Genomic DNA, 15,747 nt, shown 5'->3' with positions numbered 1-15,747 from the left:
GCCGGATCAGAACCGATAGGTGGCGCCGAAGATCGGGCCGGACTGGCTGAACTCGAACGGGTTTCCGTTGACGATGTTTTCAACCGAGATGTAGCGGTACCCGCCCCGCAGCAGCCAGTTGTCGTTGAGCGCGTAGTCGGCCGTCAGAAGAACCTGCCAGGTTTCGTTTCCACTGCTGAAGCCACCGTAGTCGGCAAAGGCGGTTCCCGTCCAGCGATCCGAGAACGCGACCTGGGCACGGGCGCCGATCACCGGATCGACCCAGTTGGCATCTGCAGTGGCGGTGCGCTGGGGCATTGCGCCGGGCAGAAGTGTCATGGTGGTGGCGGTGTCAAACCAGCGAAAACCTGCCGCGAGATCGATCTGTGCGGTCTCTTCGTCATACACCCGGTAGGCGACATAGCCGTTCAGGATCTTGGTCGTCATCGAGGTGTTCAGACCGGAATGGGCCGGACCGGGCGTGTCGTTGCCGAAAGACAGGTCATTATACATGTAGTCGATCATGAAGCTCCACTGGCCGTTGCTGGCGGCGAAGGCCCCCATGAAGGCGAAATCGAGATTGTCGAGAGCATCGCTGAAGCTGAGGGTGCCTTCGACCCGTCCATCCGGGGTGGTGATCGCGGTCTTGGTTTCTGGCGCGAAGAGATAGATTGTGGCTTCGTATCCCCAATCTGAACCTTGGGCCCAAGCCGGGGCGGAGGCCAGGATGCCTGCAGCTCCGAGTGCGAGTGTGGTGAATACCTTCTTCACAAATGGTTTCCTTTCAGAATTTTCGTTTCTTGTCGCGTAGCGGCGATCAGCAGTTGTAGACGCCAGCGGCGCACCGCCGGACCGTCCGGCGACCCGCTCCAGCGACGCTTACCGGGGTGACGGGGCGTCCCACCCTTGCCTCGGCTTGTGGAACGAGGCCCGAGGAGGTGTCACGACCGGTAAAATCAGTTTCCAGGAAGAGGGAAAGCACCAGGCCTCCGGCGAGCAGGGTGAGAAGTCTTCCAGACACTGTCATTGCGTGTCCTCCAGCGTGTAGTTCGGTGGAAAGCCGTGCGCCTCGGCCGCGAAGGTGCCGATATCTGTGTCAGAGAAAGCGTCGCCGGGCAGCGCGGCGGGGATCTCGCCCGCGTCCTCGGACCAGCTGGTGATCGCGACCCGGTATTGTGGGGCCTGCGCTATGTCCCGCGTGGTGATGACCATCAGGCAGGGATAAGGCGCGTCGCCGCGCGCGATCCAGATCTGCCAGTCGACTTGAGCGTTGCGAAAGGCAAGGTGGTCGCATTCGACCCCGTTTACGACGCCAAATCCGAGATCCTTCACCTCGGTTACGTCCTCCATCAACACGTCATATGCCGACGAGACGATAAGGTCGGCTGCCGGAAGCGGTCGGCCGTAGGTGTCACGCAACTCGTCAATCAACCCGTCGATCCCGTCGGGCACGGCCTCCTTCGCGCGCAGCCCCGAGGCGCTGTCCTGCACGGCGAGGGTCTGGCCGTCATAAAGAAAATCGAACTTGCTGAACCCCGCGTGACGGTGGATATACAGTCGGTCGGGGCGCTTGATGACCACGCGTCCAGAACTGCGAAGGCCGAATTTTTCTCCATTCGTCGAGACAAGCTCGTGCTCGGCATCGAAACCGAAATTGAACCCATCCAAGCCGTCGAGATACTCCGACATTTCTTGCAGGATCCGCCTGGCATCTGCCTCGTCCGCCTGTAGCGCCGCGGGGCTGGCCAGCCAGGTGGAAAGGCAAACCGCAAGTGAGAGCAGGTATCGTCCGTTCATGCGCAGCATGGGTTTCCCTCCTCCTTGTCCTTCGGCAGCATTGCACGAAGGATATTCGTATGTTCGGCCGGATTTACTGTGCCAGACTTGACAGAGATCAATACACGCACCTCTGCTTGACTTTTGGTGCCACCGCGCGAGACTTGCCCTTTGTGAACAAAGGAAAGGAGCGACGGCATGACGCCCAGTATCCCATTGATCCGGGCGGGTGCGATCTTTCCAATCCTGCGTTGGATACGCGAGGCAGGGGGCGATCGCGATCGCTATTTGACTCCTGTGGACCTCTGCTGGGTCGATGGCGCGGACCCGTTCAAGGCGATCCCGGTGCGCAATGTGGCGATGCTGCTGAGGGATCTGAGCCGGAGTTTTGGACCGGACGTGCCGTGGCGGATCGTGGGCAATCTGGGTTTTTCTGAACTGGGATTGCTGGCAAGCCTTCTGACACAATCAGCGACGCCGCGGCAGGTGTTGCGCCGGGCCGCTGCGGTTTTGCCACTGCATTGTTCACACGAAACCGTGGAATTGACCGAGGCGAACGGGGAACTTTGCGTGCGCGAGGGGTGGACCCTGCGCTTTGACGGGGACGAGACGCTGCACGCCGTGCAACAGTATTGTGCGGCGATGATCGAGTCCCTGCTGGTCTGTGCAGGGCCGGTCACCCCGGCGGTGCGGCGGATTCGTATGGTGCCGCATCCCCGGTTCGGGTTGTCTCATCTGGCGGGTTTGCTGGGTAAAGCGATTTCGCCTGCGCCCACCGGGGCGTTGGAGATCTGCATTGCCGATCACCTTGCCGATGCGGCCTTTCCCGGCCAAGGGCACCACAGGATGCCCGCGACGAACGTTGACGCGGTACCGCCCTTGCGACCCAATCGCAGTTTTGGAGCATCAGTTGCAGTCCTTCTGGCGCAGATGATTGGGCATGGGAAGCCGTCAATTGACCGTCTGGCCTTTGCCGCGGGAACCAGCCGCCGGTCCCTGCAACGCCAACTCGACCGTGAAGGTCAGAGCTTTTCCAAGATCCTTGAGACAGTGCGCCGGGAGGAAGCCGAGCGGCGGATGGATTTGGGCGAGCCCATCTCCACCATTGCCCACGCTTTGGGTTATGCCGACCCGGCCAGCTTTACGCGCGGGATGAAACGGTGGACAGGGCAAACACCGATGGCGTTTCGCGGGGAGCTTATCTCGAGGGGTCCGAAGTGACGGTCGAAGCTCTTGTATGCAAAGAATGCTGCGCGGCGAACGGACGACCGGTAAGCTAAACTGCGCGACGGCTTGGCTCGCTTTGGACAAAGTCCGCTCAGGGCCGGGAACGCCAGTTGGCGTCTCGTTGCCGAAGGTCCGTTTTGTCCCGCATCTGAGACATTCGCTGATTTTATCTGAACGTCCGGTGCCGACGAAAGCAGTCGTTGCAAAACGCTGATCAGCGCCTTTGTGGGCTAATGTCTGCTTACGCGTCTTAAGCAGACCTTCTTCGAAAAATGGTCTAGGTCCGAGATGCGGGACAAAGCAAGCCTTCGCTGCGCCGCAGACGAATGAGCGGGTTGGGATCACTCCAGAACTTCTCGGCAGGGCTGGAAAAATCTCGATCGTTTGTGACCCTGCCAGATAGGGCCGTCATATCACGGTGCCTTTGCGACGAGTTCAACAGAGTTGCCGTCCGGATCCTTGGTGAATACCCCGCGCCAGCCAACCCAAGGGAACGTCTCGACGTGGTATTCCCGCTCCAGCATCTCGTACCACGCGATGACCGCCTCTTGCTCATCCCAGGGCAGGCTGAGAGCCAGATGATGGAGCGTCGAGCCCGGACCGGAAGCCGGAGGCTCAGTGCCCGCCCGCGTGTTCCCTGCACCTTCGATGTCATGCCGGAACAGGGCGAGCACGGCGGAATGACCGGCAAAGCCCTCGGCGATACGAAAGAACACGATATCGCCGTTTTCCGGATCGTTCATCGGCTCCAGGCCGATCACGTCACGATAGAATGCGACCATCGCGTCGAGATCGATACAGCGGATGGCGATTTCGCCAAGGGCGCGGACGGTAAATCCTCTTTGGGACATGGAAACTCTCCTATTCTTGTCCATCATGGGGCGATTTCGCGCCGCCGAGAAACCTTGTGGCCGGCGCTGATCTGAAGAAGCAATCGTAGGCAAAACGCGGTCTCGGCCAGGAACGTCAGGGCATAGGCCGGCGCGAATGCCGGGGCCAGTTCGGGTGCGAAGAAGCGCAAGCCACTGCCGGCCAGGTAGACCAGGCCGGCAATCGTTAGCCCGACGCCAAACACCCGCGCAAAGAGGCCCGACCGCCAGACCAGTAGCCCCAGGATCAGACTGTTGATACCGAAGAAAACGAGGCCAAGATCGTATCCGTGGGCATGAAGGTCGAAAAACACCAGGGCGAGCCTGGGCGCATCGGCCAGCATATCCGCGCGCGACAACAGCAGCCACCCGGTGAGCAGGCCCATGAGACTGACGGCGATGAGCACGGTCTGGATCAGCCGGAATACCATCGCACCGAGGGCCAGCCGCGGCGCCATGGATCGAAAGGTCAAAAACAGCAGGATCGCCAGCCCAGCATCGCAAACGGCCATGACGAGATCGGCGGCAATGGCCAGCCGGAACTGGCCGGGTGCCGACAGGATCGCCGCGGCCGTTGCGTTCGCGTCCTCAAGGTCGATCAAGGGACCGCGCAGAAGTAGTTCTGCGGACAGACCCGCCACGATGATCACCAGGTAGAGCAGGCCGGCAAAACGCATATCGCGCGCCAAGGCCGAGGTCATTTGAAGTTGTTGCATGGCAAACTCCTGTGTCTGCGGCCTTCAGGCGATGACCTTAGCATGTTTTCGGGTTGAGCGGATCATCTGGTGCGCCTGCGGTCGGTTCGCCCTCTGTCCGGCCCAGACCGAGCCAAGGACAATTACAGCGCCCAGAAACTGGACCAGAGAGAGCGACTGGTCGAGCCAGAACCATCCAAGCGTCACCGCTGTCACCGGGCTCATCATGCCCAGCATGGCAACGGCTCCGGGCTCGATCCGCGCCACGCCCCGGAACCAGAGCGCATAGGTCGCAGCCGCTCCGACAAGGCCAAGCCATGCCAATCCGGCAAGGTTCGTGGTCGTCAACGGTGGCAAAGCCGGCTCGACGATCAGCGCCAATGGCAAAAGGATCAGGCCACCCGCCGTCAGCTGCCAGGCGGTGAAGCTCAGCGCCGAAACCGGCGGTTGCCATTTCCGGCTGAGCACCGTGCCTGCCGCCATCGAGGCGGCCCCGCCTACTCCTGCGGCAATGCCGACCGGGTCCAGCTGCGCCTCGGGGCTGATCAGCAGCAGCGCCACGCCAAGCACACCGGTCGCGGCAGCAATCACCGCCCCGGCCCGGATCGGGGTGCCCAGCCAGCCGCGCGCCATGAAGATGACGATCATCGCTTGCAAGGACCCCAAGGTCGCCGCCACGCCCCCCGGCAACCGGTAAGCGGCCACGAACAGCAGCACCCAGAACAGGGCGAAGTTGAAACTGCCCAAGAGAAAGGTCCGTCCCAGCCAGACACGCGGCGGCAGGCAGCGCGTCACCGCCAACAGCAGCAGCCCGGCGGGCAGCGCGCGCAACGCGGCCAGCGTGATCGGGTAGCCCTCGGGCAGCGCTTCGGTGGTGACCAGGTAAGTGCTGCCCCAGACGGCAGGCGCCAGGGCGGTCAGGAATATGTCGGTCGAGCGGGACATGGCAATGCTCCTGTTTGGCGGATTACCACAGGGTGTGGATCTTCAGCTGCGGACGTTTCGGACATGGGGGCAGCCCCATATCCCGACGCAGGTGAGGTGACAGATCGCAGCGCGCATGGCGCGGCAGCCGCGAGGGTTTGAACACTCGTATCAGAAGGGATTTCATGTCGGTCTCCTTTCAGGCAACGAGCCGCCTTGCGGCACGGATTTGCGCGGCAAGGTCTTCGCGTGGCCCATTGACCAGGCGCGCACCGGTTTCCCGGATGATGAGTGTCGGGACGGACTGAACCTGCAGCGACCGGGCGCGTTGACGGTCGGTCTCGACCGCCTGAACTGTCGCCGGGGCGTTGAAGACCTCTGCGAAATGCGCCGTGTCAAATCCGAGTGCCCCCGCCGCTTCCAGCACGACCTCGGGGTCGGCGATGTTGCGTGCGTCGGTCAAATGCGCGCTCTGCAGCCGGTCGAACATGTCCCAATGGGCGGCCTGCCCGCCGAGACGCTCGGCCGCCTTGCAGCCAACGGCGGCGGTCAGCCCGTGCGGATAATCGAACGGGGCCGCGCGCATCGCGTCGATGTCGACCAGCTCGGGCCGGTCGCTGACTTGCCGACACACGTCCCAATGACACAGGATCGTCTCGCGGGCTTGCTCCGGCGTGCCCCATCGCGCCGCCATTTCGGCGCGGCTGGCTTGCAAGACAAAGGTATGATGCCGGATGTCGAGCTCGAACTCGACGGCAAGGTCACGCATCCGCGACGAGATGTTGAAGCACCAGCAGCACACGACGTCGTGGAAGAAATCTATGGTTAGGGACGCCATCACGCGGCCTCCTCTTGCCAATCTGCGCCGGCAAGTCGTGCGGCGATCCGGGCGACATACGCGCCTTGGAAGCGCGCCCCTGAAAGGTCGGTCTCGGATGGGGTGCGCGACCCGTCGGCCCCGGCGATGGTGCCCGCGCCATAGGGTGCGCCGCCCACGATTTCCACGCCCGTCTTTTGACCGGCAAAGGCATAGGGCATGCCCGCGATCAGCATTCCGAAATGCTGCAGCGGGATCTGGGTGGACAGCAGCGTCGCCTCATGTCCACCATGCTGCGAGCCGGTGGAGGCGAAGACGGCCGCCACCTTGCCAACAAGCGCATTCCGCGCCCACAGGCCGCCTGCCTGATCGAGAAAGGACTTCATCTGCCCGGCCATCATTCCGAACAGCGTCGGGGTGCCGAAAATGACGGCGTCATAGCTTTCCAGATCGGCGGGAGACGCAACCGGGGTCTCGTCCGCTTCGAACCCGGCCTTTTGCCGGACCTCCTCGGGGACGGTTTCGGGCACGCGCCGCAGATCGACATGGGTGCCGGGCACCGAGCGTGCGCCTTCGGCCTCGGCCTCGGCAAGCGCACGGACATGGCCATAGCTGGAATAGTAGAGAACAAGAACACGGGTCATGGGATCCTCTCAAGGGTTTCGGGTTTCGTCACCTGAGAAGATCGGGGATGAGGCGGCCCGGAATAACCGGCCCGCTCTCATTTCACTCTTTACGTGGATTGAAGAATGTCAGGGGTTCAATGCGGCGCGCAGATGATCGAGAAACGCCGTGACCTTCGCATCCATGCCGAGGCGCGAGGCCGTCACGGCGTAGATTTCCGGCGCGGGCAGCTCCCAATCGGGCAGCACGCGGACCAGTTCGCCGCGCGCGACCGCATCCTTTGACACGAAATCCGGCAAGGTGCCGATGCCCTGTCCGGCAATCAGCAGATCGCGCAGGACAAGGCTGTTGCCGACGCGGATGGGCGGATCGAGGTCCACGGTCACCGTTTCGGACGGACCGTGAAGGGTCCAGGCAGTGAGGTGATCGGCCAGCAGAAAGCCGACGACGCGGTGATTGACGACGTCCTGCGGCGTTTCCGGGGCGCCGACGCTGTCCAGGTAGGACGGCGCGGCAAAGACCTGTTGCCGCATCGTTCCCAGCTTGCGGGCCACAAGCGCGGAATCCGGCATCGCCGCCCGGATCCGGATCGACACATCGAAACCGCCCTCCACCATGTCGATCACCCGGTCATCCATCGACAGCGTCAGGCGCAGGTCGGGATAGGCGTCGAAAAACCCCGGGAGGATCGGGGCAATGACGGTCTGTCCGAAGGAACTGGAGGCGTTCACCTTGAGATGGCCGCGTATCGCCCCGGCTCCGTCACGGATGCGCGTCTCGACCTGGGACACGGCATCGAGGATGCCGGATGCCTCGTCATAGAAAAGCTGTCCGGCATCGGTGAGAGACATCGAACGTGTCGTGCGGGTGAGCAATACCGTGCCCAGGCTCTCCTCCAAAAGCTTGATCTCGCGGCTGAGAAGGGCGGGAGAAACCCCGAGATCATCCGCTGCACGCGCAAAGCTGCCACGCTCGACGATGCGGCGGAAGGCGTTCATGACAGAGAGCTTGTCCATTGTTGCTTTCGATCAGTCTAAGTGAAACGTCACCTTGTACGAGCGACCAAGTCGAGGAATAACATGAACACGGAGCTCGCGCGAACAAGCCGCGAGACCGCCTTACCGCCAATTCTCCAAACTCTAACCGGATGCCGTATCTGAGAAGCCCAGTGACACGAAGCACTGGAAGCGGAAGAACTTTGGCCGAACGACTACTTTGGAAACTACCCCTGCCGTTCATGCAGGCTGCGGCATTAGTCAAAAAGGGCTCTTTTCGGCCGATCGCTGCGTGTGACACGAAGGTCGCGTATGCGGAAGAACCGGCGGTTCGATCAATTGGTAGAGTCGGTCGGTTGACGTTGTGTCGACGCCAGGAGTGGGAGGGACGGATGGAGGACGATAATTGTCCAATATTCAACTTCCCGCCATCAAACCGAAACGCACCCCGTGGAACAAGGGGCGCCTGATCGGTCAGAAACGCCCGCTTCTTGCCAAACAGGTCTGGGCCATCCGCGCCCGGCTGGAACTTGCGGGCAATCTCAGGGATCTGGCACTCTTCAATCTTGCGATCGACAGCAAGCTGCGAGGCTGTGACCTAGTGCGGTTGAAAGTCACCGATCTTGTGATTGGTGACCGGGTTCGTGAACGCGTGACAGTGATCCAGAGCAAGACCCGGCGACCCGTTCAGTTCGAGGTTTCCGAGAACACCCGTGATTCTATCTGGAATTGGGTGTGTCGCCCGGAGATGATGGGGCGCGGGTTCTTGTTTCCTAGCCGCTTCCACGACAGGCCGCATGTATCGACCCGGCAATATGCACGTCTGGTCCGTGATTGGGTGGCCGCGATTGGTCTTGATCCGAGCGGTTATGGCACGCACTCGCTACGGCGCACCAAGGCCGCGCTGATCTATCGCAAAACCGGCAACCTGCGTGCAGTGCAGCTTTTACTCGGCCACAGCAAGGTGGACAGCACAGTTCGATACTTAGGTGTCGAACTGGAAGACGCGCTGAGTATCGCTGAAAAGATCGACATATGAGGACTAAGCGGGCGGTGGCAGCCGCCCGCCATTCCTAGCGTTTGATTGTCGATCTTCCACTGGACTTCCGGGCAAGGGTGAGCGTCACTGACGTTGTTGAACGAATTGAGCCTCCCGCCCGGAACGCCGGGCTTTGGTCAGTACGGGGTGCGAGAAAGCCCCGCGACCAAGAGGAGACGATAATGACCGAACATATTACTGAGGCTCTTTCCACCGCCCCCGCGACGTCCAGGTCGGTAAAACCAGCGGGCAAGAGTAAGACTGAGATGCTTCACAAGCTGCTAGCATGCCGCACCGGGGCAACAGTTGTGCAGATCCAAAAGCAGTTGGGCTGGCAGCCGCATACGATACGCGCGGCGATCTCGCGACTGCGGTCGTCAGGCGTACCTGTCGAGCTTGACCGGTCGGGCAGGGTGGCCCGCTACCGTATTATGCCCGGGCAAGGCCAATGACGTTGACCGTGACTGCCCCCGACATCTGCCGACTGGCAGAAGCCAACGCCGCAACGCTGCGCCGGATCTGGCAGGAGACCAAGGGCACCGCGCCGCCCAAAACCTTTACCGCGCGCCTGATGCGGTTGTCGCTGGCATGGGACGCACAGGCTGCTTTGGCGGAATGCGAGAGCGCAGTTGCACGCCGTGCCTGGAAGCGGGTCATCCGGGCCCGGATTGACTCGCGTTCCCTGAAAAGCTGCGGGGGCGCCGTGCCAGCAACGGTTGGTGATGGCACCCGCATTTTGAAGGACTGGGGCGGGAAGATGCATGAAGTGCTGATCACAGCGGATGGCCGTGCGACATGGAACGGCCAGAGCTATTCGTCGCTGTCGGCGGTGGCGCGGGCGATGACCGGGACCAACCGCAACGGACCCAAGTTCTTCGGGTTGCGTGAAGGAACGCGCACATGATCCACCAGCGCTGCGCCATATATACCCGCAAGTCGACCGAAGAGGGGTTGGAACAGGACTTCAACTCGCTGGATGCGCAACGTGAGGCCTGTGCGGCCTATATCCTGAGCCAGAAGCACGAGGGCTGGGCAGAACGCGCCGAGCGCTATGACGATGGCGGGTTCTCCGGCGGATCCATGGATCGACCCGGACTTGCACAATTGCTCAACGATGTGGAGGCAGGCCGCGTCGACATCATCGTTGTCTACAAGGTGGACCGCCTGACCCGGTCGCTGGCGGACTTTGCGAAGATGGTCGATCTCTTCGACGGGGCAGGGGTGTCGTTCGTGTCGGTCACCCAAGCCTTCAATACGACATCGTCCATGGGGCGCCTGACCCTAAACGTCCTATTGTCATTCGCCCAGTTCGAGCGCGAGGTGACGGCTGAGCGTATCCGGGACAAGGTTGCAGCTTCCAAACGTAAGGGGATCTGGATGGGGGGCGCGGTGCCAATGGGCTACGACGTCAACGACAAGGCCTTGATTGTTAACCCGGTTGAGGCCGAAGCGATCCGCACCATATTTGCCGAGTATCTGGCGGCCGGATCGGTACGCGAACTGTCCGACAGGCTCGAGGCGCTCAGTATCGTAAGCAAACGCCGGACTGACCGGTACGGGCGCACGACGGGAGGAGCGCCCTTCTCTCGTGGTGCGCTCTACAACATCCTGCGCAACCCTATTTACATCGGCAAGACCCGTCATAAGGATGAGCTCTATGATGGGCTACATGAGGCCATCATAGACGGTGCTACCTGGCAGCAGGTGCAGGAACTGCTTGCAAACCACGGTGGCAAGACGATCGCCACGTCCCGACGGTCGGCTCGGCGCCTGCTGGATGGGCTGCTTTTTGATTCCGCAGGCCGTCCAATGCGCACGACCTACGCTATCAAGTCGACGCGAACGGGCGGAACAGCCCAATCGCGGCGGTACTGGTATTATACGTCAACGCCATCCGGCTCAGACAAACAAGGCAGTATAGAACGACTTCCCGCAGGAGAAGTCGAGCGGCTGGTTCTGAGTGGGCTTAAGAACCATCTGGACGATCAGTCATGGCTGACCCGGCAGATCAGATCGGCAGTCGATTTGGATCCGTCTTCGATCACAGAGATCCTCGGGGCAGTGGATTCTCTGAGAAACCAGATTGCCGATGAGGGTGAATACTCAGACGCAAAGCATCTCAACGGCTTGGTTGATCGTATTGATTTATCAAAAGGACAGTTTTGTGTTCGGTTGGATCTAGGTGCCTTACAGCCAACTGAGAAAGCTAAGCTACCAATCCATGCCGCCTTCGAGGCCCCGTTTCAGAAGCGTCAGACCGGTCGGGCGAAGCCGATCGTCATTGCGCCGCCGGATGCACCGCAGCCTGACCAAGATCTCATCAACCTTGTCGCTGATGCGAGACGGTGGTCGGCCGAACTTCTTGACGGCACGTCCAGCACCATCCGCCAGATTGAAGACCGCGAGGGTCTCCGAAGCGGATCGGTGAGTCGTGTCCTGCCCCTGGCCTGGCTGGCACCGGATATCTCAACGGCCATTCTTGAAGGCCTTCAGCCGCAACATCTCACAGCAAAGAAGTTGCGCAGTCTTCCGGAACTACCGCTGGACTGGCATGAACAGCGGAAGATTCTGGGCTTTCCGCATCAATAGAGCATCTAGACCTGCCCCAAGACCTCACGCGCGAATGCCCCGCTGAGACTTCTGCCGAAATCGCACCAAATTGGCCCTGATCAGAGACAATACTTGAGGTCTCGACCGTCACCGCCCCTCGTAACCAACGGTAAATTAAACACTATCCAGAGAAGGTGTGTCCGTTATGGTTTTGTGGAGACTGAGTGGTGGGCGACCCTGGAATCGAACCAGGCGTGCGTCTCCGCGAGGGAGTTACAGTCCCCTGCCACACCTTGCGGCCTGTCGCCCACTGTCAGGCGTTGCACCTGACGTGGAGGCGTGATTACTAGCGCGCCAAAGGGGCGTCAACAGGAAAATTCCGCTTTGGCGCAGGAAACTGAATTCAGGGCCCGGAGGCCGGCAAAATGAAAAAACCCAAGTGGGTCATCGAGAAGGAACAGGCCCGCAAGGCGGCCGCCGCGGAAACCGTCTGGCTGTTCGGTCTGCACGCCGTGCGCGATGCCCTGATGAACCCAAAACGGCAAAAACTGCGGCTGATCGTGACCCGGAACGCACAGGCGAAACTGGCGGAAGCCATTGAATTTGCTGGGATGGAACCCGAAGTCGTCGATCCGCGCAAATTCACGGCCCCGATCGACCCCGGCTCGGTCCACCAGGGGGCGGCGCTCGAGGTCAAGCCGCTCGACTGGGGTGGCTTGGCGGAAAACTGCATCGGCCGCGAACATCCCCGGGTGATCCTGCTGGACCGCGTCACCGACCCCCACAATGTCGGGGCGATTCTGCGCTCGGCCGAGGTCCTGGGCGCCAGCGCGGTAATCGGCACGCGGCACCACTCGGCGCCCGAGACCGGCGCCCTGGCCAAGACCGCCAGCGGCGCGCTGGAGCGTCAGCCCTACCTGCGGGTGCGCAACCTGGCCGACGCCATCGTCGAGTTGCAGGGCATGGGCTTTGTGGTCCTCGGACTGGACGGCGAAGCCGAAGAGACCATCGAACAGGCATTGGAGGGCAAGCTGGACCGCCCGGTGGCCCTTGTCCTCGGGGCCGAGGGGCCGGGGCTGCGGCAGAAGACAAAGGAAACCGTTGACCAACTCGTGAAGATCGACGCGGCCGGCGGGTTCGGCTCTCTCAACGTGTCGAATGCCGCGGCGATTGCGCTCTACGCCTCGCGTCACAGGTAACGGGGCGATCACTCGGGGGTGATGCACATAAACACACAGGGTAGTCACATCACCGTTAGCCGGGGTTCCTGAATCGCGGGGATGCGGGCATCTTACAGAGCAACGATCACCACTCTCCGAGTTCCATGTTTTCGCGACGTTCATTCTTGGCCAGCCTGACCGCAATCCTGATTGCCCCTGCGGCGGACGCTGATTCTCCGGTGTTCTACTCGGCCGACGGGGCCGCCGTCAGCGGCTATGACGCCGTCGCCTATTTCATGACCGGCCAGCCGGTCATGGGGGACCCGGATATCTCGGTCATGTGGAAAGGCGTGGTTTGGCGTTTCGTGTCTCAGAAGAACCGAGAGGCATTCGAAGCAAACCCACGCGCCTTCGCGCCGCAGTTTGGCGGATACTGCGCCTATGCCGTCGGGAAGGGATATCTCATGAGCGCGGACCCGACCGCCTGGAGAATCGTGGATGGGAAGCTCTACCTGACCCATTCCGCCGAGGTTGCGGACATGTGGCAGGAGGATATTCCGGGGAACATCGTTCTGGCCGAACAGCACTGGCCGCAGGTCCTGCGCCAGTAGGTCAAGCGAAAAAAAGCTATCACATTTTCGCGCGCTCCCCTTTTTTTCTCGGATTGTTTGCCTAAATGTCACAGTGACCGCGGATTGGAACTGCCGCGGGTCATTTCACTGTCCCTCGTTCCATAACTGGCGCCCAGGCTTTACTTGGGCGCTTTTTTCTTGCCTGGACCGAGGGTAGGGTGGCGCCATGCCAGACTATTCCGATGCCTATCTCAAGACCATCCTCCAGCGCACCAGGGTCGTTGCCGTGGTGGGCGTGTCCATGAACCCCGTGCGGCCCAGCTACTACGTGGCGCGCTATCTGGGGCTCAAGGGGTTCCGGGTCATCCCCGTCAACCCGGGCCACGCGGGCAAGACGCTTTTCGGCGAGACCATCCGGGCCAACCTGGCCGAGATTCCCGAGCCGGTGGACATGGTCGACATCTTTCGCCGTTCCGAAGCCGTGCCGCCGATCGTCGACGAGGCGCTTGAGGCTTTTCCCAACTTGCGGACGATCTGGATGCAGATCGGCGTCGAGCATGAAGGGGCGGCTGCCAAGGCGCAGGCGCGCGGTGTGGATGTGGTGATGAACCGCTGCCCCAAGATCGAGTATCAGCGCCTGTTCGGCGAATTGCGAATGGGCGGGTTCGCCACCGGGATCATCTCGTCAAAACTGTAGAGGCCTGCCGGGCCGTTCGGCTCTGCCCATCAGCCGGTGGTCAGGTTCGCGCGCTGTTCCAGCAGCCTGCGCTCTTTGTTCTGCAGAACTTCCATGCGCGGCCGCCAGTGGTAGCGCGTGTCCTCGAGTGTAGGCGCCCAGAACAGCTTGCCGGCATTCCGCCATCCGTCGAGGACGATGCCCTCGAACATCGTATCCCCCTTGCGGCCAATGATGACTGAACTGTGGTCGATCCTGAACGGGTTGTCCGGGTCGGAAATCGCCCTGTGCAGGGTCAGGGTGCGGAAGTTTTCCTGGTCTAGGCGCCGCTCGATGTCCTCGGCCCAATGCCAGCACAGCCCGCGCTCTCGGAACCCGTTGTTGACCTTGGCATTATGGACGATCGGCGGATCGGTGATGTCGTATTCCACCGCCAGCTGGCTTGCATAGTTGAAAGCGATAGTTGCAGCCCGCTCGGCCTCGGCGGGATCAACGTCCGGCCCGAGGTTTTTCAGTTCAAGCGCCAGCGCCTCGACATCGCGCTGGTCGACGACCGGTTGCGTGGGTTTGCCGGCGCAGCCGCTGACCAAAACAGCCATCATCATGGCGAAAACGGGAACGACCAAATTCTTCATTCCAAAATCCTTGAAACCTCGGCGCATCAGCTTGCGGGTGCGTCGGACTCAGGATGGTAGAGGCGATGGCGCCGTGTTTCAATCTCTGCCTCGGGCCGCTTTCTCTGCGACGCCGCTGATCCCCTGCCGGCGGGCCAGTTCGTCGAGAACCGCATCCAGCGGCACGTCGCGGGCAGCCAGCATGACGAGGAAGTGATAGAGCACGTCGGCGGCCTCGGCGGTCAGTTTGGCCTGATCTCCCCTGACGGCTTCGATGATCGCCTCGACGGCCTCTTCGCCGAATTTCTCGGCGCATTTCTCGGGGCCCTTGGCCAGCAGCTTGGCGGTCCAGCTGGTCTCGGGATCGGCGCCCTTGCGCGCCTCGATCGTGGCGGCCAGGTCGTGCAGAATGCTCATGTCAGCCTCATGGGGATGCCCGCGGCGGCCATGTGTTCCTTGGCCTCGCGGATCGTGTATTCGCCGAAATGGAAAATCGAAGCGGCCAGCACCGCGCTGGCGCCGCCCTTGGTCACGCCCTCGACGAGGTGGTCCAGGTTGCCGACCCCGCCCGAAGCGATCACCGGCACGTTCACGGCGTCGGAAATGGCGCGGGTGAGGGGAATGTTGAAGCCGGCCTTGGTGCCGTCGCGGTCCATCGAGGTCAGCAGGATCTCGCCCGCGCCCTTGGCGACGACGGTCTTGGCAAATTCGACAGCATCAATGCCGGTGGGCCTGCGGCCGCCATGGGTGAAGATCTCCCACTTGCCGGGGCTGACCGTCTTGGCGTCGATGGCGCAGACGATGCACTGGCTGCCGAACTGGTCGGCGGCCTCGGCCACCACGTCGGGATTCGCAACTGCGGCAGAGTTGAAACTGACCTTGTCGGCGCCGGCAAGCAGCAGGTTGCGCACGTCCTCCTTGCTGCGGACGCCGCCGCCCACGGTCAGGGGCACGAAACACTGCTCGGCGGTGCGCTGCACCACGTCGAACATGGTGCCGCGGTTTTCGTGGGTGGCATGGATGTCGAGGAAACAGATCTCGTCCGCCCCGGCCGCGTCATAGGCCTTGGCCGATTCCACCGGGTCGCCCGCATCGCGCAGGCCGACGAAGTTCACGCCTTTGACCACGCGGCCATCGGCCACGTCGAGGCAGGGGATGATGCGGGTTTTCAGCATAGGGCAGTTATAAGTTCGGAACGGGTTTCGGCAAGCTGTTTGCGGGGAAGGGGGC

20 protein-coding genes and 1 tRNA gene are annotated in these 15,747 nt (G+C 61.9%); 8 read left to right on the top strand and 13 right to left on the bottom strand.

The window, feature by feature from the left end; all coding sequences use genetic code 11:
* Positions 1–6: 6 nt before the first annotated feature.
* The gene (locus AVO45_RS13340) at positions 7–750 is read right to left on the bottom strand and encodes a porin family protein (RefSeq protein ID WP_068347722.1); all 744 of its coding nucleotides are present in this window, start codon (positions 748–750) and stop codon (positions 7–9) included.
* Between the two features lie 252 nt (positions 751–1,002).
* Complete coding sequence (locus AVO45_RS13335; protein WP_068347720.1) at positions 1,003–1,785, bottom strand: DUF2092 domain-containing protein; 783 nt, start codon at positions 1,783–1,785, stop codon at positions 1,003–1,005.
* A gap of 186 nt (positions 1,786–1,971) precedes the next feature.
* On the opposite strand from AVO45_RS13335, the gene AVO45_RS13330 reads away from it, so the two are divergent.
* The gene (locus AVO45_RS13330; protein WP_169796012.1) at positions 1,972–2,976 is read left to right on the top strand and encodes an AraC family transcriptional regulator; all 1,005 of its coding nucleotides are present in this window, start codon (positions 1,972–1,974) and stop codon (positions 2,974–2,976) included.
* Positions 2,977–3,395: 419 nt separating this feature from the next.
* On the opposite strand, the gene AVO45_RS13325 is transcribed toward AVO45_RS13330, so the two are convergent.
* From AVO45_RS13325 to AVO45_RS13300, 7 genes are all read right to left on the bottom strand, one after another.
* The gene (locus tag AVO45_RS13325) at positions 3,396–3,833 is read right to left on the bottom strand and encodes a VOC family protein (protein WP_068347716.1); all 438 of its coding nucleotides are present in this window, start codon (positions 3,831–3,833) and stop codon (positions 3,396–3,398) included.
* 23 nt (positions 3,834–3,856) lie between these two features.
* Positions 3,857–4,567, bottom strand: coding sequence for a DUF4386 domain-containing protein (locus tag AVO45_RS13320; RefSeq protein ID WP_068347714.1), 711 nt, complete (start codon positions 4,565–4,567; stop codon positions 3,857–3,859).
* Between the two features lie 24 nt (positions 4,568–4,591).
* Complete coding sequence (locus AVO45_RS13315; protein ID WP_068347712.1) at positions 4,592–5,491, bottom strand: EamA family transporter; 900 nt, start codon at positions 5,489–5,491, stop codon at positions 4,592–4,594.
* Positions 5,492–5,513: 22 nt separating this feature from the next.
* Positions 5,514–5,657: a hypothetical protein gene (locus tag AVO45_RS19775; protein ID WP_157770163.1), complete on the bottom strand. Its 144-nt coding sequence runs from the start codon at positions 5,655–5,657 to the stop codon at positions 5,514–5,516.
* Positions 5,658–5,669: 12 nt separating this feature from the next.
* Complete coding sequence (locus AVO45_RS13310) at positions 5,670–6,308, bottom strand: DsbA family oxidoreductase (RefSeq protein ID WP_068347710.1); 639 nt, start codon at positions 6,306–6,308, stop codon at positions 5,670–5,672.
* The gene (gene wrbA / locus AVO45_RS13305) at positions 6,308–6,931 is read right to left on the bottom strand and encodes an NAD(P)H:quinone oxidoreductase (RefSeq protein ID WP_068347708.1); all 624 of its coding nucleotides are present in this window, start codon (positions 6,929–6,931) and stop codon (positions 6,308–6,310) included. The genes AVO45_RS13310 and wrbA overlap by 1 nt, the downstream gene beginning before the upstream one ends.
* A gap of 108 nt (positions 6,932–7,039) precedes the next feature.
* Positions 7,040–7,927 (bottom strand): LysR family transcriptional regulator, encoded by an 888-nt coding sequence (locus AVO45_RS13300; protein ID WP_068347706.1) that lies wholly within the window; start codon positions 7,925–7,927, stop codon positions 7,040–7,042.
* Between the two features lie 385 nt (positions 7,928–8,312).
* Here AVO45_RS13300 and AVO45_RS13295 point away from each other — a divergent pair, with 385 nt between their 5' ends.
* From AVO45_RS13295 to AVO45_RS13280, 4 genes are all read left to right on the top strand, one after another.
* Entirely contained in the window at positions 8,313–8,945 is a 633-nt protein-coding gene (locus AVO45_RS13295; protein WP_068347705.1) for a tyrosine-type recombinase/integrase, read from the top strand.
* Between the two features lie 182 nt (positions 8,946–9,127).
* The gene (locus tag AVO45_RS20205; protein WP_068347703.1) at positions 9,128–9,397 is read left to right on the top strand and encodes a DUF3489 domain-containing protein; all 270 of its coding nucleotides are present in this window, start codon (positions 9,128–9,130) and stop codon (positions 9,395–9,397) included.
* Positions 9,394–9,849 carry a DUF2924 domain-containing protein gene (locus AVO45_RS13285; protein ID WP_068347702.1) on the top strand — a complete coding sequence of 152 codons (456 nt, stop codon included), beginning with the start codon at positions 9,394–9,396 and terminating at the stop codon, positions 9,847–9,849. Before AVO45_RS20205 ends, AVO45_RS13285 begins: the two co-directional genes overlap by 4 nt.
* Entirely contained in the window at positions 9,846–11,534 is a 1,689-nt protein-coding gene (locus AVO45_RS13280; protein ID WP_068347701.1) for a recombinase family protein, read from the top strand. The genes AVO45_RS13285 and AVO45_RS13280 overlap by 4 nt, the downstream gene beginning before the upstream one ends.
* 186 nt (positions 11,535–11,720) lie before the next feature.
* Here AVO45_RS13280 and AVO45_RS19770 read toward each other — a convergent pair.
* Positions 11,721–11,804: transfer RNA gene (locus AVO45_RS19770), tRNA-Tyr, on the bottom strand.
* Between the two features lie 116 nt (positions 11,805–11,920).
* On the opposite strand from AVO45_RS19770, the gene rlmB reads away from it, so the two are divergent.
* From rlmB to AVO45_RS13265, 3 genes are all read left to right on the top strand, one after another.
* Complete coding sequence (rlmB, locus tag AVO45_RS13275) at positions 11,921–12,694, top strand: 23S rRNA (guanosine(2251)-2'-O)-methyltransferase RlmB (RefSeq protein WP_068347700.1); 774 nt, start codon at positions 11,921–11,923, stop codon at positions 12,692–12,694.
* A gap of 146 nt (positions 12,695–12,840) precedes the next feature.
* Complete coding sequence (locus tag AVO45_RS13270) at positions 12,841–13,266, top strand: YHS domain-containing (seleno)protein (protein WP_240482138.1); 426 nt, start codon at positions 12,841–12,843, stop codon at positions 13,264–13,266.
* A 187-nt stretch (positions 13,267–13,453) separates the two neighbouring features.
* On the top strand, positions 13,454–13,924 hold the full coding sequence (locus AVO45_RS13265; RefSeq protein WP_068347693.1) for a CoA-binding protein: 471 nt from the start codon (positions 13,454–13,456) through the stop codon (positions 13,922–13,924).
* Between the two features lie 29 nt (positions 13,925–13,953).
* Here the strand turns inward: AVO45_RS13265 and AVO45_RS13260 are convergent, their stop codons facing one another.
* The 3 genes from AVO45_RS13260 to hisF form a co-directional block, all read right to left on the bottom strand.
* Positions 13,954–14,538 carry a hypothetical protein gene (locus AVO45_RS13260; protein WP_068348069.1) on the bottom strand — a complete coding sequence of 195 codons (585 nt, stop codon included), beginning with the start codon at positions 14,536–14,538 and terminating at the stop codon, positions 13,954–13,956.
* Positions 14,539–14,616: 78 nt separating this feature from the next.
* Positions 14,617–14,934 (bottom strand): phosphoribosyl-ATP diphosphatase, encoded by a 318-nt coding sequence (locus tag AVO45_RS13255; RefSeq protein ID WP_068347692.1) that lies wholly within the window; start codon positions 14,932–14,934, stop codon positions 14,617–14,619.
* Positions 14,931–15,692 carry an imidazole glycerol phosphate synthase subunit HisF gene (gene hisF / locus AVO45_RS13250; protein WP_068347690.1) on the bottom strand — a complete coding sequence of 254 codons (762 nt, stop codon included), beginning with the start codon at positions 15,690–15,692 and terminating at the stop codon, positions 14,931–14,933. Before hisF ends, AVO45_RS13255 begins: the two co-directional genes overlap by 4 nt.
* Between the last annotated feature and the right edge of the window lie 55 nt (positions 15,693–15,747).

The sequence above is a fragment of the Ruegeria marisrubri genome (genome assembly GCF_001507595.1).
Classification (GTDB): domain Bacteria; phylum Pseudomonadota; class Alphaproteobacteria; order Rhodobacterales; family Rhodobacteraceae; genus Ruegeria; species Ruegeria marisrubri.
This window is presented reverse-complemented; position numbering and strand designations above follow the sequence as displayed.

Excerpts from the sequence above, each read along its gene's own strand:
- AVO45_RS13335 (WP_068347720.1), bottom strand. The coding sequence starts at position 1,785 with ATGCTGCGCATGAACGGACGATACCTGCTCTCACTTGCGGTTTGCCTT.
- AVO45_RS13325 (WP_068347716.1), bottom strand. The coding sequence starts at position 3,833 with ATGTCCCAAAGAGGATTTACCGTCCGCGCCCTTGGCGAAATCGCCATC.
- AVO45_RS13320 (WP_068347714.1), bottom strand. The coding sequence starts at position 4,567 with ATGCAACAACTTCAAATGACCTCGGCCTTGGCGCGCGATATGCGTTTT.
- AVO45_RS13315 (WP_068347712.1), bottom strand. The coding sequence starts at position 5,491 with ATGTCCCGCTCGACCGACATATTCCTGACCGCCCTGGCGCCTGCCGTC.
- AVO45_RS19775 (WP_157770163.1), bottom strand. The coding sequence starts at position 5,657 with ATGAAATCCCTTCTGATACGAGTGTTCAAACCCTCGCGGCTGCCGCGC.
- AVO45_RS13310 (WP_068347710.1), bottom strand. The coding sequence starts at position 6,308 with ATGGCGTCCCTAACCATAGATTTCTTCCACGACGTCGTGTGCTGCTGG.
- wrbA (WP_068347708.1), bottom strand. The coding sequence starts at position 6,931 with ATGACCCGTGTTCTTGTTCTCTACTATTCCAGCTATGGCCATGTCCGT.
- AVO45_RS13300 (WP_068347706.1), bottom strand. The coding sequence starts at position 7,927 with ATGGACAAGCTCTCTGTCATGAACGCCTTCCGCCGCATCGTCGAGCGT.
- AVO45_RS20205 (WP_068347703.1), top strand. The coding sequence starts at position 9,128 with ATGACCGAACATATTACTGAGGCTCTTTCCACCGCCCCCGCGACGTCC.
- AVO45_RS13285 (WP_068347702.1), top strand. The coding sequence starts at position 9,394 with ATGACGTTGACCGTGACTGCCCCCGACATCTGCCGACTGGCAGAAGCC.
- AVO45_RS13280 (WP_068347701.1), top strand. The coding sequence starts at position 9,846 with ATGATCCACCAGCGCTGCGCCATATATACCCGCAAGTCGACCGAAGAG.
- rlmB (WP_068347700.1), top strand. The coding sequence starts at position 11,921 with ATGAAAAAACCCAAGTGGGTCATCGAGAAGGAACAGGCCCGCAAGGCG.
- AVO45_RS13265 (WP_068347693.1), top strand. The coding sequence starts at position 13,454 with ATGCCAGACTATTCCGATGCCTATCTCAAGACCATCCTCCAGCGCACC.
- AVO45_RS13260 (WP_068348069.1), bottom strand. The coding sequence starts at position 14,538 with ATGAAGAATTTGGTCGTTCCCGTTTTCGCCATGATGATGGCTGTTTTG.
- AVO45_RS13255 (WP_068347692.1), bottom strand. The coding sequence starts at position 14,934 with ATGAGCATTCTGCACGACCTGGCCGCCACGATCGAGGCGCGCAAGGGC.
- hisF (WP_068347690.1), bottom strand. The coding sequence starts at position 15,692 with ATGCTGAAAACCCGCATCATCCCCTGCCTCGACGTGGCCGATGGCCGC.